The following is a 13,762-nucleotide window of genomic DNA, read 5'->3' as shown; positions in this document are numbered from 1 at the left end:
TCGCCTTTACGGCGACCTTCTTTTGCACGCGGGCAAAAGAAGGCAAAAACCGCTCGCTCCATTCATCCGGCCCCTACGCTTCGCTCCGGGGTCCCCTCACTCCGGCCTTGCTCCCGGGAGGACCGCGCTGAACGCCCCATCCTGGGGCGCAGCGCTTGACGGGCATCCATGCCCGTCACCTCCCTCCGCAAGACCTGCGTTCGGCCTCCTGAAGTCGCAATTTGTGTCGCCTGAACTATTGCGCACTTAGAAGCAAGAGCAAGAGCTAGAGCAAGAGCAAGAGCCGAGATCAAGAATCAGCTATTACAGGAAGCGCCAACTCCATCGATCAAGCACAAAGCCTCAACGGCTCCAACGTCCGGCAGAGTGCATCAAGCACGCGCTCTTCATGCTCATGAATAAAGAAATGCCCACCGGGAAACTTCGTCAGCGAATACCCCCCAACCGTCTCACGTCCCCAGGCCTGTAATTGTTCATCACTGGCTCGGTCATCGTCACCGCCCAGCACATGCAGCGGACATTGCAACGGCTGACGCTGCTCATACGCATACCGCCCGCAGAGCAGGAAGTCCGCCTGCACGATTGGCAAGGTCAGGCTCATAAGCTCTTCGTTGGCCAGCACTTCTTCGGAGGTGCCACCCAGCTTGCGCAGTTCCGCGATCAGCTCGGCATCGCCACGGGGCTCGGTCCACTTGCCCCCGACGTAATCCTCGCGGCGGGTCGGCGCCGCCGTCCCGCAGGCGAACAAGGCCACAGGCGGCGGGCAACCCAGCGCGCGCAGTTCATGGGCCAGCTCGAAGGCGACCAGCGCCCCCAGGCTGTGGCCGAGCACGGCGTAAGGTGCTTGGGTGACGGCACGCTGCTCATGGGCCAACTGCCGGGCCAGAGCCCGCAAGTCGGTGTGCAGCGGGTCAGCCATGCGCGCGCCGCGCCCGGGCAGCTCCACCGGGCGCACCTGCAGCCAAGCCGGCAGCTTGCGCCGCCAGCGGCTGTAGACCATCGCGCTGGCGCCGGAATACGGCAGGCACAGCAGGTTCAGGGTCGACACCGCCTTACTGCGCCGCGGCTTCGGCCATTTTTTCGCGCAGGCTCAGAGGGCGCATGTCGGTCCACACTTCGTCGATGTAGGCCAGGCAGTCCTTCTTCAGGCCGCTCTTGCCCACCGCACGCCAGCCATTGGGGATCGCCTTGTAGTCGGGCCAGATGGAATACTGCTCTTCGTGGTTGACCACTACCTGGAACTGGATATCGTCGCGGTCGAAAACGGAAGTCATTGCCTGTCTCCTTGAATGATGAGGGCCGAACGCGCCGGGCGCAGGGCGGCTTCCATGAAAACGAAAAGAGCGCCGGGAAAATTAGGGGCGCTCGACGATAGCATTGCGGCGCGCTCAAGATCGAGCGCCGCCCGCGCGGCGCATCGCGGATGAATCCGCTCCTACGTTTGCCAGGCTTGTTTGCACGACAGGATATCGTCTGCTGCTACTGGGATTCACTCCCCCAGCCCAAGGCCTTGTACAGCGCAATCGCATCCAGGTACGAGGCCGTCTCCGCCTCCGCCACCTCGCGCTTGATCGAGAACAGCGCGCGCTGGTTCTCGAGCACCGCCAGGTAGGTGCCGGCCCCGCGCCGATAGCGCTTGTTGGCGATGTCGATGGCCTCGCTGCCATGCCCGGCGGAGGCCACCAGGCTTTGCAGCCGCGCCTGGTTGCGCACCAGTTGCGTGACGGCGTTCTCCACTTCCTCGCGGGCCAGCAGCACCGCCTGCTGGTAGCGCGCCTGGCTGCCCTCGGCCAGCGCCTCGCGCACCCGCAGGCGGGCGCGGGCATTGCCCAGGCGCAGGGCCGGCCAGGTGACCATCGGCGCCAGCTCATAAGCGCGGGCCGCGCTGCCCAGGTCACCGCTGCGCAAGGCGAAGAAACCAATGAAGCCGCCCAGGTCCAGGCGCGGGTACAGCTCGGCGGTGGCCGCGCCGACATCCTCGGTGCTGGCCGCCAGCTCCCGCTCGGCACTGACCACATCAGGTCGCTGGCCAATCAGCGCGTCGACGTCGCCCAGCGGCAACTGGCGCGCCAACGGCGGCAGGAACGGCGCGGCGCCCTGCTCCAGGCTGCCCGGCACCTGCCCGGTCAACACATCGAGGCGATAGCTGGCCTGCTCGATGGCCGCCTGCAGCGGCGGCACCGCCGCCTCGCTGAGCAGCAGGTTGGCATGGGCGTTCTGCTGATCCTCGTACTGGCCACTGCCGGCACGCACCTGGGCGCTGGTCAGTTGCAGGGTCTCGCGCCAGGCCTCGACCTGGTCCTCGGCCACGACGAGGCTGCGCTTGAGGCCGAGCTTGAGGTAGTAGTTGCGCGCCACTTCGGCGGCGATGCTCAAGCGCACCTGGCGCAGGTCCGCCGCCGCCGCGTCGGCACGCGCCTCGGCGGCATCGGTCAGGCGCTGCAGGCGGCCGAACAGGTCGATCTCCCACTGCACGTCGAATCCGGCGCGGTACTGCTCGGTGCGCATGCGTCGCGGGTCGCTGCCATCGGCCGGTTGCTGCTGCTCCAGGCTCTGGTTGTAGCCGGCGCGGGCGGTGACCCAGGGGTAGCGGTCGAGGCTGCGGTCGTCGAACAACGCCCGCGCCGCCAGCAGGTTGGCATGGGCCTGGCGGATATCGTGGTTGTTGGCCAGGGCCTGGTCGACCAGGCGCACCAGTTGCGGATCGTCGAAGAACCGCCACCACTGCTCCGGCATCTCGCCACGGGCGGCGAAGGCGGCGCGCTGCGGACTGTGCAGGCCACTGGCAGGTGCCTCGGGCTTGCGGTAGTCGGGGCCGACGCTGCATGCAGTCAAGGCCAGGGCCATCAGGGATACGACAAATACCGGCTTCATGGCTGGCTCTCCAGGGTTTCGGCCAACGAGCGGGCCCGCGCCGAACGCGCCGTGCTGGCATGGTCACGGGCCATCAGGCTGTAGATGGTCGGCAGCACGAACAGGGTGAACAAGGTGCCGACCAGCATCCCGGTGACGATCACCACGCCGAGCCCGAAGCGGCTGGCGGCGCCGGCGCCGGAGGCGAACAGCAGTGGGATCAGGCCCACCACCATGGCCGCCGTGGTCATCAGGATCGGCCGCAGGCGGATCTGCGCCGCCTTGCCGATGGCCGTGCGCCGGTCCAGGTGCTGCTCGGCCTGCAAGGTATTGGCGAACTCGACCATGAGGATGCCGTGCTTGCTGATCAGGCCGATCAGCGTCACCAGGCCGATCTGCGTGTAGATGTTCACCGTGGCCACCCCCAGCGCCAGCGGCAGCAGCGCGCCACTGATCGACAGCGGCACGGTGATCAGGATGATCAGCGGATCGACCAGGCTCTCGTACTGCGCCGCCAGCACCAGGTAGATCACCACCACAGCGGCGAGGAAGGCCAGCATCAGGGCATTGCCTTCCTGCTGGTACTGGCGCGCGTCGGACTGCCAGTCGATGCTGAAGCCCGCTGGCAATTCGGCGGCGACCTGCTCGAGGAAGGCCACGGTGTCGCCCAAGGTGACGCCAGCCGCCGGAATACCCTGGAAGGTCGCGGCGTTCTGCTGGTTGAACTGGGTCAGGCGGTTGGGCTCGACCTGCTCGCTGACCTGCACCACCGTGGACAGCGGCACCAGCCTGCCCTCCTCGCTGCGCACGTACTGTCGGGTCAGGGCCTGCGGGGTCAGGCGCTGGTCACGCGGGCTCTGCGCGATCACATCGTAGGAGCGGCCATCCAGGCCGAAACGGTTGAGGTAGTTCTCGCCCACCAGCACCGCCAGCGACTCGCCGATGTCCTGCATGCGGATACCCATGCTGTTGGCCTTGGCCCGGTCGACGCGCACCTGCACCACCGGGTTGTTGTAGTCCAGGTCGCTGTCGACCACGGCGAACAGACCGCTCTGCCGCGCCTTGGCCTTGACCTGCTCCATCGTGTCGAACAGCACCCGGTAGTCCTGCGAGCTGCGCAACACCATCTGCACCGGCAGGCCGCCGGTGGAGCCCGGCAGCGCCGGCAGCTGGAAGGCGAAGATGCTGGTGCCCTCGACATCGTTCACCGCCGCCTGCAGGTCGAGCTGGATCTGCGAGGCATTGCGTTCGCGCTCGCCCCACGGTTGCAGGTTGATGCCGCCGATACCCGAGGCGATGCCGTCGCTACCGTTGATGATCCAGGTGCTGACGGTTTCCGGCAGGGTCCGGTAGACCGCGTCGAGCTTGTCGGCGAAGCGTTCCACATAGGCCAGGTTGGCGTGCTGTGGCGCCTTGATCGCAGTGAGCAGCCCGGCCTGATCCTCGGTCGGCGCCAGCTCGCGCTGCGGCAAGGCGTACAGTAGCGGCAGGCTGACCAGCACCAGCAAGGCGAAACCGACGCTGATCCAGCGGTGTTTCAACGAGAAGCCCAGCACATGGGCGTAGCGTTCGGCCAGCCAGTCGAAGAAACGGTTGGCCGCATGGGCCATGCGCCCCTCGGACTGGCGGGCGTCGAGAAGGAACGAGCTCATCACCGGCGACAGGGTCAGGGCCACCACGCCGGAAACTACCACCGCTCCGGCCAGGGTCAGGGCGAACTCGCGGAACAGCGCGCCGGTCAAACCGCCCATCATGCCGATCGGCGCGTACACCGCCGCCAGGGTGATGGTCATGGCGATCACCGGCCCGGCCACCTCGCGGGCGCCGATCAACGCCGCCGCCACCGGCGTGCGCCCCTCCTCGATATGGCGGTGGACGTTCTCCACCACGACGATGGCGTCGTCCACCACCAACCCCACCGCCAGCACCATGGCCAGCAAAGTGAGCAGGTTGACGCTGAAGCCGAACGCCAGCATCAGCGCCGCGGCGCCGAGCATCGACAGCGGAATGGTCACCACCGGGATCAGCACCGTGCGCAACGAGCCCAGGCACAGGTAGATCACCACCACGACGATTGCCAGGGCCTCGAGCAAGGTCTTGGTGACCTCGTCGATGGAGGCCTGGATGAAGCGCGCTGTCTCGAAGGCCAGCTCCGCCTTGACGTCCGGCGGCAGGGTCTGGCGAATCTGCGGTAGCAACTGGCGGATGCCGTCGACGATCACCAACGGGTTGCCACCCGGCGTGGCGAACAGCCCCAGGTGTACCGCCGGCACGCCGTCCATGCTGGCGCTGGTCTCAGCCGAGGCCGCGCCCAGCTCGACAGTACCGATGTCGCGGATGCGCACCAGGCCGTTGCCGTCGTTGCGGATCACCAGCTCGCGGAAATCGCCGACCGAGGTCAGGTCGGTGTCGACGCGGATGTTGGCGATCACGTACTGGCCCTTCACCTTGCCCGGCGCCGCCTGGTAGTTGTTACGGCGCACCGCCTCGGCCACATCGGCCGCGGTCAGGCCCCGGGCGGCCAGGCGCGCCGGGTCGATCCACAGGCGCATGGACAGGGTCTGGCCGCCGAACACCTGGACCTTGGCCACGCCCTCGATGGTGCTGAGCAACGGCTCGACCACCCGGGTGAGGTAATCGGTCATGGCCGGGATCGGCAGGCTCGCGCTGGCGAAGCCGATGTAGGCGACTGCCGTGGACTCGCCCGCCGAGCGCTCGATAACCGGATCGTAGGCCCGCTCCGGCAGGCGGAAGCGCACCTGGTTGACCTTGGCCATCACCTCGGTGAGGGCCTGGGTCGAGTCGCGGTTCAGTTCCATGCGCACGGTCACCAGGCTACGGCCCTGCACCGACGAGGACGACAGGTAGTCGATGCCCTCCACCGACGACACCGCCTGGGCGATCGGCTGGGTGACGAAGCCCTGCATCAGCTCGGCGGGAGCGCCGGGGTATTCGGTGGTCACGGTGATGGTCGAGCTTTCCAGCAAGGGGTACTGGCGGATCGGCAACTGCAGCAGCGACAACAGCCCCAGCAGCAGGATCAAGGTGCTGACCACCAGCGCCAGCACAGGCCGGCGCACGAACAGGTCGGTGAATGTCATGGCGTTTTCTCGCTGGGGTCAGGCGCCGCTGGCCGGGGCCTGCAGGGTGTCTTCGGTGGCTTGCACGGCGGCGCCGTCGCTCAGGCGCAACTGCCCGGACACCACTACCTGGTCGTCCTCGCGCAGGCCCTGCTCGATCACTACCCGACCGGCCTGGCGTTCACCGGTACGCACCGCCACGCGCTGCACCACCAGGGCATCGACGGCGGCATCGTGGCGGGCGACGAACACCGTATCGCCGTAGGCGGTGTAGGCCACGGCGGTTTCCGGCACGGTCAGCACCTGGCCGTCATCGGGGCTGGCTACCTGTACGCTGGCGTACATGCCGGCCGACAGGCGCGCATCGGGCTTGGCCAGGGTGGCCTGCACCTGCACCGTGCGCGAACGGCCGATCAAGGGGTCGATGGCAGTGATATGCGCGGTGAAGGCCGTATCGGGGAAGGCATCCAACCGCACCTCGACCGCCTGGCCGGTGCGCAGCTGGGCGCTGAGCTGTTCCTCAAGGGAGAAGTTGACGTACAGGCTGCGGGTGTCGATCAGGCTGACCACCGGGTCGCCGACATTGAGGTACTGGCCCTGGTTCACCCGGCGGATACCCAGGCGCCCGTCGAACGGCGCCCGCACCGCCTTCTGGGCGATCACCGCTTCGGTGCGGGCCAGTTCGCCCTGGGCCATGTCGCGGGCCGCCAGGGCGTTGTCCAGCTGTTCCTGGGTGGCGGCGTTCTCGCGCAGCAGGTCCTTGACCCGCCGGTGGTTGGTCCGCGCATTGTCCAGCTGGGCCTTCAGACGCAGGCGCTCGGCCTGTTCCGGGGCATCGTTGAGGGTGACCAGCACATCGCCCTTGCGCACCTGCTGGCCGGAGCTGAAGTTGATCGCCGTGACCCGCCCGCCGATCTCGGCCGACACCAGCACCTGATGCACCGCCTCCAGCTCGCCGACGCCGGCGAAGGCGCGTTTCTGCGGTGCTTTCTGTACCGTGGCCAGGGCTACCTTGACCAGATGCCGCGGCGCGGCTGCCGTGGCCTGGGCCTGCCCGGCGTGGCGCCAGGCCAGGCCACCGGCGGTGACCAGGGCCAGCACCAGCGCACTGCCAACTATCGTCTTGCTATTCATCGCGCGTCCTCGCCTCAGGCCCAATCCAGGTTGAACAGGAAGAACGCCAGGGTCGCCCACAGCACCAGCACCAGGTGGGTGAGCTGCAGGCCCTCCTGGCGGATCCAGTAGCCGAACCACAGGCCCCCAAGCAGCATGGCAAAGGTGAAGGCGAGGAAGGCGCCAAGCGCCAGGTTCAACCAGGTCCGTGCCATGAGCGGGTCCTGCACGACGATCAGCCCATAGGTGCCGACCCAGGCCGCCAAGCTGGCGACGATCTGCAGCAGCAGGATCACCAGCAGCGCGGCGCGGGCCAGCGCCGCCGAATGACAGGCCCTGCGCAGCAAGGGGAATTCGATGGCCGGCGGCTGGCGCAGTGGCGCCATGGCCAAGGTGGCGCCAATGGCGCCGACGGAGCTGGCGAAAGCCTGCAGGTTGTTCAATACCGCGATGCTCAGCCACAACGCCAGGCCCACGGCCTGGATGGCCTGGAACAGCCACAGGGAGGTGTGCAAATCCATATCAACGTCCGTATTGATGGCCTGGGCGGGACGCCAGGCAATTACACAAGAAAACGCTTGGATATTAGAGGCAGCCTTGCCGATACACAAGCGCCCCTATTACAGGGGCGCATGATCGAGGGAGCGTTGATGCGGGTCAGTGCCCCGGCGTTACCCGGGGCAGGTAATGTGACAGCGCCGCGCTAGACAAGCTCACGCCTGACCCGGGACACGTGTCAGGGCTTCGCGAAAGCGCTGGGTACTGGCCAGCGCAAGCACCAGGCCGACAACCGCCACGCCGCCCCCCACCAGGCCGATATGCGCCACGCCCACCTGGCTGCTGACAATGCTGCCCAGCAACGCACCGCCGCCGATACCGATGTTGTAGATGCCAGAGAACAGCGCCATGGCCACGTCGGTGGCATCCGAGGCGAGCTTGAGGGTCTTGGACTGCAAGGCCAGGCTGAAGCTCAGGATCGCCACGCCCCAGACCATGCTCAGGGCGGCGAACACCTGGAAATTGCCCGACAGCGGCAACAGCAACAGCAGGCACGCGGCAAGCGCGCCGATGGCGCCCACCAGGAAGCCATGGGGGAAGCGCTCGCTGTAGCGGCTGAACAGCACCGAGCCGAACACCCCGGCACCGCCGTACAGCAACAGCAGCAACGTGGTGTGTTCGCCACTGATCCGCGCCACGTGCAGGGCGAAGGGTTCGATGTAGCTGTAGGCGGTGAACTGCGCGGTGATCACCAGGGTCACCAGCATGTAGGTGATCACCAGCGCCGGACGCTTGAACAGCACCGGCAGGCTGCGCAGCGAACCGGAGTTCTGGCTCGGCAGCAGCGGCAGCGACTTCATCAGGCAGAGCATGGTCGCCAGCGCCACCCCGGCGATACACAGGAAGGTGATGCGCCAGCCCAGCGCCTCACCCACCACGCGCCCCAGCGGGATGCCCATGACCATCGCCAGGGTGGTGCCGGTGGCCAGCAGCCCCAGCGCCTTGGCCTGCTGGCCAGGCGGCGCCACGCGCACCGCCAGCGACGCGGTGATGGCCCAGAACACGGCATGGGCCAGGGCGATGCCGATGCGGCTGACCAGCAGCATGGCGAAGCTCTGCGACAGCCACGACGCCAGATGGCTGACGATGAACACCAGGAACACCAACAGCAGCAGGCGACGGCGCTCGATGTTGCGGGTCACCAGCATCATCGGCAGCGAGGCCAGCGCCACCACCCAGGCGTAGATGGTCAACATCAGGCCGACCTGCGCGGTGGTCATCTCGAAGCTGTGGCCGATGTCGCTGAGCAGCGCCACCGGGACGAACTCGGTGGTATTGAAGATGAACGCCGCCAGCGCCAGGGCGATGACGCTCAGCCAACTGCCGTTGCCGGCGGTGGGAGGCATTGAGGTGGGGACGGGACCATTCATGTGAAGACGTTCTTCTCCGCGGACAAGGCAACAGGACGCGCATCGCCCGCCCAGGTTCCAGGCCGGTGACGCACGTTTTTTATTGAAAGGATGTCCGGCATGGTACGCATCAAGGCCGGGCCTCACAACCGCGGGTGCGGACGGAGTACCATGCGCGCTTGCGTGCACCCTTTTGTCGCACATCACCCACCCTGCGGAACAAGGAGTTCGATCCGCCCATGGACAAGCAGCACCCCCAGCAGCAGTGGCGCGAGGCGGTCATCGCCTATGCCGAGGCCATCAACCGCTATGTCGCGCAGGGCCGCGCGCAAGGCTGGGACAATCTGGAAGAACCACAGGCACCGGCCACCGAGCACTTGCTCGACGCCTGGCAGGCAGCACTGCTGGCCATCAACCGCCCGGGCATCGACGAACAGCAACGCCAGCTGTTCCGCGAGGCCTGGCCCCCGGCGCACCTGCCGCTGCTGCCATTGCTCGACGAGCAGGCCCAGGGCATCGGCAACCTGCTGCTGCTCGACGACGGCAGTTTGCTGGTACGCATCGGCATGCCGTTCGAGCGCGGCCAGGTGCTGCGCCTCGATGGTCAGGGCGTCACCCCGGTGATCGGTGTCGAACACTTTGGCCGCTGCCCACAGCGGCGCTATTACGCCCTGGCCAACGCCGAGGGCGTGCGCGTGACCGATGGCTGGGGTGGCCCGCAGGTGGCCCGACTGACCTGGCCCCATGGTCTGGAAGGGTTGCCGGCAGGCTACCCGTTCGACCCCTTCGACCTGCCGCCGTCCCCCACCGCGCTGCTGCCCTTCCCCGATGGCCAGCGGGTCCTGCTGGTCAGCAGCGACGGCATCTTCGTCCTCGCCGCCGCCGGCGCCACACGCCTGCTGCCCCGCGCGGACGATATTCTCGACGAGCTGCGCCAAGGCACCGACCCGGACGACATCGCCCTGGGCCTGACCATGGCACACGCTGCGCTGTCACCGGACGGCCGGCTGGTCGCCCTGGGTGAGCAATGTGGCCGACACTTGGTGCTCGACGAGCAGTTCAGGCCCGTCGCAGAGGTTGGCCCGGCCAGTGAGTACCCGCACTTCGCGATGTTCAACCGCCGCGGCGACCAGCTGATCCTTAATGCCTGCCACTTCTACCAGGGCGGCACCGTCGGCGTGCGGGTGGCCGACCTGCCTGGGCTGGATACCGGTTTCTACAGCGAGGACCCGCGCACGCCGGTGCTGCAGGACGGTGCAAGGATCTACGCCGGAGTGGCGCGTGACGGCGAGTACATCGTCGGCGACGCCCATGGCTACCTGCGCGCCTTCGCCGAGGACGGCAGCGAGCGGTGGCAGCACTACCTCGGCTCGACCATCAGCGCCATGGACATCAGCGCCGACGGCCGCACCCTGGTGGTAGCCAGCCACGCCGGGTTCATTTCGCAGATCGCCCTGGACCAGGGCCGCCCACAGTGGCAGATCGGTACGGGAGCGCATGGCGAGGTGCGGCGCTGGCTATGCTGGAAAGGCTTCGACCGACCGCTGGCCTGGTAGATCCACCCTTCGGGCCGAGGTGTAACGCTGTCTTGCGTTACCTACCTAGGCCCCTTTGCCAGCGGGCATTGTTTCAGGGCGCGCCAACCTCGCTGGGCGGTGCCAGTTGCAGCAGCTCGCTGGTATAGGCCCACTCCTCCTGAACCTTGTCCGGGTGCTCGTTCAGGCGGATGCCGTAGGACGGGATGATCTGCTTGATCTTCGCCTGCCACTCAGGCGTGGCCACCTTGTCCTTGAACACCTTGTTCAGCAGATCGAGCATGATCGGCGGCGCGGTCGAGGCGCCCGGCGAGGCGCCGAGCAACCCGGCGATGCTGCCGTCCTTGGCGGTGACCACCTCGGTGCCCAGCTTCAGCACCCCGCCCAGATTGTCGTCCTTCTTGATGATCTGCACCCGTTGCCCGGCCTGCCACAGGCGCCAGTCTTCCTTCTTCGCCTCGGGGAAGTAGGTCTGCAAGGCGGCGAAGCGGTCGTCGTCGGACTGCATCAACTGGCCGATCAGGTATTGCACCAGGTCGAACTCGCGCACCCCGACCCGCACCATCGGCCAGGTGTTGTGCAGCGACATGCTGGCGAACAGGTCGAGCAGCGAACCTTCCTTGAGGAATTTGGTGGAGAAGGTGGCGAACGGCCCGAACAGGATCATGCGCTTGCCGTCGAGCACCCGGGTGTCCAGGTGCGGCACCGACATGGGCGGCGCGCCGGTGGCGGCGATGCCGTAGGCCTTGGCCATGTGGCGCTGGGCGATGGCCGGGTTGTCGGTGACCAGGAACGAGCCACCCACCGGGAAGCCGGCGTAGTCCTTGGCCTCGTCGATGCCCGACTTCTGCAGCAGGTGCAGCGCGGCGCCGCCGGCGCCGATGAACAGGAACTTGGCGTCGGTGGTCGCGGTGCCGCCATCCTTGAGGTTCTTGTACTCGACGTGCCAGCTGCCGTCGTCGTTGCGGGTGATGTCCTGCACCTCGCTGGACAGTTTGAGGTCGAAGTTCGGCCGAGTCTGCAGGTAGCCCACATACTGGCGGGTGATCTCGCCGAAATTGACATCGGTGCCGATCGGCGTCCAGGTGACGGCGAGCTTCTGGTTGGGGTCGCGCCCTTGCATCATCAGCGGCACCCACTTGGCGATCTGCGCGTGGTCCTCGGAATACTGCATCGGCTTGAACAGCGGGCTGGCCTGCAACGCCTCGTAGCGCTTCTTGAGGAAGCGGATATTGTCGTCGCCCCAGACGAAACTCATGTGCGGGGTGGTGTTGATGAACGAACGCGGGTTCTTCAGCACGCCCTGCTTGACCTGCCAGGCGAGGAACTGACGGGTGATCTGGAACGACTCGTTGATCTCCACCGCCTTGCTGATGTCGATCTTGCCGTCCTTCTCCGGCGTGTAGTTGAGCTCGGCCAGCGCCGAGTGGCCGGTACCGGCGTTGTTCCAGCCGTTGGAGCTTTCCTCGGCCACCTTGTCCAGGCGCTCGACCATCTGCATCGACCAGCCCGGCTCCAGCTCGTTGAGCCACACCGCCAGGGTGGAACTCATGATGCCGCCGCCCACCAGCAGCACATCGACGCGCTTGCTGTCGGCGGCCTGGGCATGCAGCCCCAGGGCCAGGGTGAGGGCCGCCAATGCCCATCTGGGCGTTTTTTGGATGTTCATGTGCTCTCCCGTATTGGTCATTCCGTGCGCCTGGGGGACAAGCTTAGCCGAGTGTTTTGCTCGGGCATGATTGCTGGGTTTTTTATTGCCTTTGTCGGGATCGACGAGAGAGCTGCAGTGCATTTGAGATCGAGCGCCGCCCACGCGGCGCTCGGTCTCATAGGCACTGCAAAAATGCGCAAAATAACCAACATCGACGGTCCGATAATCGCCCGTTTTCAACCCTCCAGCATTTGACCAAACTAACCAGATAGTACAAATATCGAGCTATTCAAAAACAACAAAGCGAAACCCGCCATGACACCCCGAATCCTCGTGCTCAACGGCCCCAACCTCAACCTGCTGGGCACTCGCGAACCCGCCCAGTACGGCCATGAAACCCTCGCCGACCTGGCCAGTCTGTGCGCCAGCAGCGCCCGCGAGCTGGGCCTGGAGCTGGAATTCCGCCAGACCAACCACGAAGGCGAGCTGCTCGACTGGATTCACGCCGCCCGTGGCCGCAGCCACGGCATCGTGATCAACCCCGCCGCCTGGACCCACACCTCGGTGGCCATCCGCGATGCCCTGGTGGCCTGCGAGCTGCCGGTGATCGAGGTGCATCTGTCCAACGTGCATAAGCGCGAGCCGTTCCGCCACCTGTCGTTCGTCTCCAGCATCGCCGTGGGGGTGATCTGCGGCCTTGGCAGCCAGGGCTACCGCATGGCCCTGGGCTATTTCAGCGAACAGCTGCGCGAGCACGCGGCATGAGCGCCCAAGGTATCCTTGCCGGCCTCATCGGTCGCGGCATCCAGGCTTCGCGCACGCCGGCGCTGCACGAACACGAGGGCGACGCCCAGGCGCTGCGCTACCTGTACCGGCTGATCGACGCCGACCAGCTGGGCCTGGACGACAGCGCCCTGCCCGCGTTGCTCGACGCGGCCCAGCGCACCGGTTTCAGCGGGCTCAACATCACGTACCCGTTCAAGCAGGCGATCCTGCCGTTGCTCGACGAACTGTCGGACGAGGCCCGCGGCATCGGCGCGGTTAATACCGTGGTGCTACGCGATGGCAAGCGGGTCGGCCACAACACCGACTGCCTGGGCTTCGCCGAAGGCTTGCGCCGGGGCCTGCCCGGCGCGGCCAGACGCCGGGTGGTGCAGCTGGGCGCAGGTGGCGCGGGTGCAGCGGTGGCTCACGCACTATTGGCCGAAGGCGTCGAGCAACTGCACGTGTTCGAGGTGGACCCGGCCCGTGCCCAGGCGCTGGTGGACAATCTCACGCAGCGCTTCGGCAATGGCCGCGCCATGCTCGGCAGCGATCTAGGCGAGACCCTGGCCGGCGCCGATGGCCTGGTCAACACCACGCCGGTGGGCATGGCCAAGCTGCCGGGCACCCCCTTGCCGCCGGCGTTGCTGCACGCCCGGCTATGGGTGGCGGAGATCATCTATTTCCCGCTGGAGACCGAATTGTTGCGCCAGGCCCGGGCCCTGGGCTGCCGCACCCTCGATGGCGGCACCATGGCGGTGTTCCAGGCGGTCAAGGCGTTCGAGCTGTTCAGTGGACGCCCGGCGGATGCCACGCGAATGCAGGCGCACTTTGCCAGTTTCTAGTCGCCAGCCAGCTCAT

Annotated in this window: 12 protein-coding genes; 4 read left to right on the top strand and 8 right to left on the bottom strand. The window is 66.8% G+C overall.

Going from position 1 to position 13,762, the window contains the following annotated elements; all coding sequences use genetic code 11:
- Positions 1–328: 328 nt before the first annotated feature.
- From KSS90_RS11200 to KSS90_RS11170, 7 genes are all read right to left on the bottom strand, one after another.
- Positions 329–1,048, bottom strand: a complete 720-nt coding sequence (locus KSS90_RS11200; RefSeq protein ID WP_217869428.1) for a thioesterase II family protein — start codon at positions 1,046–1,048, stop codon at positions 329–331.
- Positions 1,049–1,052: 4 nt separating this feature from the next.
- Positions 1,053–1,274, bottom strand: a complete 222-nt coding sequence (locus KSS90_RS11195; RefSeq protein ID WP_217869427.1) for an MbtH family protein — start codon at positions 1,272–1,274, stop codon at positions 1,053–1,055.
- Positions 1,275–1,479: 205 nt separating this feature from the next.
- On the bottom strand, positions 1,480–2,874 hold the full coding sequence (locus KSS90_RS11190) for an efflux transporter outer membrane subunit (protein ID WP_217869426.1): 1,395 nt from the start codon (positions 2,872–2,874) through the stop codon (positions 1,480–1,482).
- Positions 2,871–5,954 (bottom strand): MexW/MexI family multidrug efflux RND transporter permease subunit, encoded by a 3,084-nt coding sequence (locus KSS90_RS11185; RefSeq protein ID WP_217869425.1) that lies wholly within the window; start codon positions 5,952–5,954, stop codon positions 2,871–2,873. The genes KSS90_RS11190 and KSS90_RS11185 overlap by 4 nt, the downstream gene beginning before the upstream one ends.
- Positions 5,955–5,972: 18 nt before the next feature.
- Positions 5,973–7,067, bottom strand: a complete 1,095-nt coding sequence (locus tag KSS90_RS11180) for an efflux RND transporter periplasmic adaptor subunit (RefSeq protein ID WP_217869424.1) — start codon at positions 7,065–7,067, stop codon at positions 5,973–5,975.
- Positions 7,068–7,081: 14 nt separating this feature from the next.
- On the bottom strand, positions 7,082–7,567 hold the full coding sequence (locus KSS90_RS11175; RefSeq protein ID WP_217869423.1) for a DUF2165 family protein: 486 nt from the start codon (positions 7,565–7,567) through the stop codon (positions 7,082–7,084).
- Positions 7,568–7,759: 192 nt separating this feature from the next.
- Positions 7,760–8,974, bottom strand: a complete 1,215-nt coding sequence (locus KSS90_RS11170; RefSeq protein WP_217869422.1) for a sugar transporter — start codon at positions 8,972–8,974, stop codon at positions 7,760–7,762.
- Positions 8,975–9,192: 218 nt separating this feature from the next.
- Here KSS90_RS11170 and KSS90_RS11165 point away from each other — a divergent pair, with 218 nt between their 5' ends.
- Complete coding sequence (locus KSS90_RS11165) at positions 9,193–10,509, top strand: hypothetical protein (protein ID WP_217869421.1); 1,317 nt, start codon at positions 9,193–9,195, stop codon at positions 10,507–10,509.
- Positions 10,510–10,582: 73 nt separating this feature from the next.
- Here the strand turns inward: KSS90_RS11165 and mqo are convergent, their stop codons facing one another.
- Positions 10,583–12,157: a malate dehydrogenase (quinone) gene (gene mqo / locus KSS90_RS11160; protein ID WP_217869420.1), complete on the bottom strand. Its 1,575-nt coding sequence runs from the start codon at positions 12,155–12,157 to the stop codon at positions 10,583–10,585.
- Here mqo and KSS90_RS11155 point away from each other — a divergent pair, their 5' ends adjacent.
- Genes KSS90_RS11155 through KSS90_RS11145 form a run of 3 tightly spaced genes read left to right on the top strand, consistent with a single transcriptional unit; the run spans position 12,158 to position 13,746 of the window.
- Positions 12,158–12,394 (top strand): hypothetical protein, encoded by a 237-nt coding sequence (locus tag KSS90_RS11155; RefSeq protein ID WP_217869419.1) that lies wholly within the window; start codon positions 12,158–12,160, stop codon positions 12,392–12,394.
- A 60-nt stretch (positions 12,395–12,454) separates the two neighbouring features.
- Entirely contained in the window at positions 12,455–12,904 is a 450-nt protein-coding gene (gene aroQ / locus KSS90_RS11150; protein WP_217869418.1) for a type II 3-dehydroquinate dehydratase, read from the top strand.
- The gene (locus tag KSS90_RS11145) at positions 12,901–13,746 is read left to right on the top strand and encodes a shikimate dehydrogenase (RefSeq protein WP_217869417.1); all 846 of its coding nucleotides are present in this window, start codon (positions 12,901–12,903) and stop codon (positions 13,744–13,746) included. Before aroQ ends, KSS90_RS11145 begins: the two co-directional genes overlap by 4 nt.
- Positions 13,747–13,762 lie beyond the last annotated feature (16 nt).

This window comes from Pseudomonas maumuensis (genome assembly GCF_019139675.1).
Taxonomy (GTDB): domain Bacteria; phylum Pseudomonadota; class Gammaproteobacteria; order Pseudomonadales; family Pseudomonadaceae; genus Aquipseudomonas; species Aquipseudomonas maumuensis.
The sequence above is the reverse complement of the archived record's forward strand: the minus strand, read 5'-3'. Positions and strand labels throughout refer to the sequence as shown.

Coding starts and splice junctions, on each gene's coding strand:
- KSS90_RS11195 (WP_217869427.1), bottom strand. CDS start 1,274: ATGACTTCCGTTTTCGACCGCGACGATATCCAGTTCCAGGTAGTGGTC.
- KSS90_RS11190 (WP_217869426.1), bottom strand. CDS start 2,874: ATGAAGCCGGTATTTGTCGTATCCCTGATGGCCCTGGCCTTGACTGCA.
- KSS90_RS11185 (WP_217869425.1), bottom strand. CDS start 5,954: ATGACATTCACCGACCTGTTCGTGCGCCGGCCTGTGCTGGCGCTGGTG.
- KSS90_RS11180 (WP_217869424.1), bottom strand. CDS start 7,067: ATGAATAGCAAGACGATAGTTGGCAGTGCGCTGGTGCTGGCCCTGGTC.
- KSS90_RS11175 (WP_217869423.1), bottom strand. CDS start 7,567: ATGGATTTGCACACCTCCCTGTGGCTGTTCCAGGCCATCCAGGCCGTG.
- KSS90_RS11170 (WP_217869422.1), bottom strand. CDS start 8,974: ATGAATGGTCCCGTCCCCACCTCAATGCCTCCCACCGCCGGCAACGGC.
- KSS90_RS11165 (WP_217869421.1), top strand. CDS start 9,193: ATGGACAAGCAGCACCCCCAGCAGCAGTGGCGCGAGGCGGTCATCGCC.
- mqo (WP_217869420.1), bottom strand. CDS start 12,157: ATGAACATCCAAAAAACGCCCAGATGGGCATTGGCGGCCCTCACCCTG.
- aroQ (WP_217869418.1), top strand. CDS start 12,455: ATGACACCCCGAATCCTCGTGCTCAACGGCCCCAACCTCAACCTGCTG.
- KSS90_RS11145 (WP_217869417.1), top strand. CDS start 12,901: ATGAGCGCCCAAGGTATCCTTGCCGGCCTCATCGGTCGCGGCATCCAG.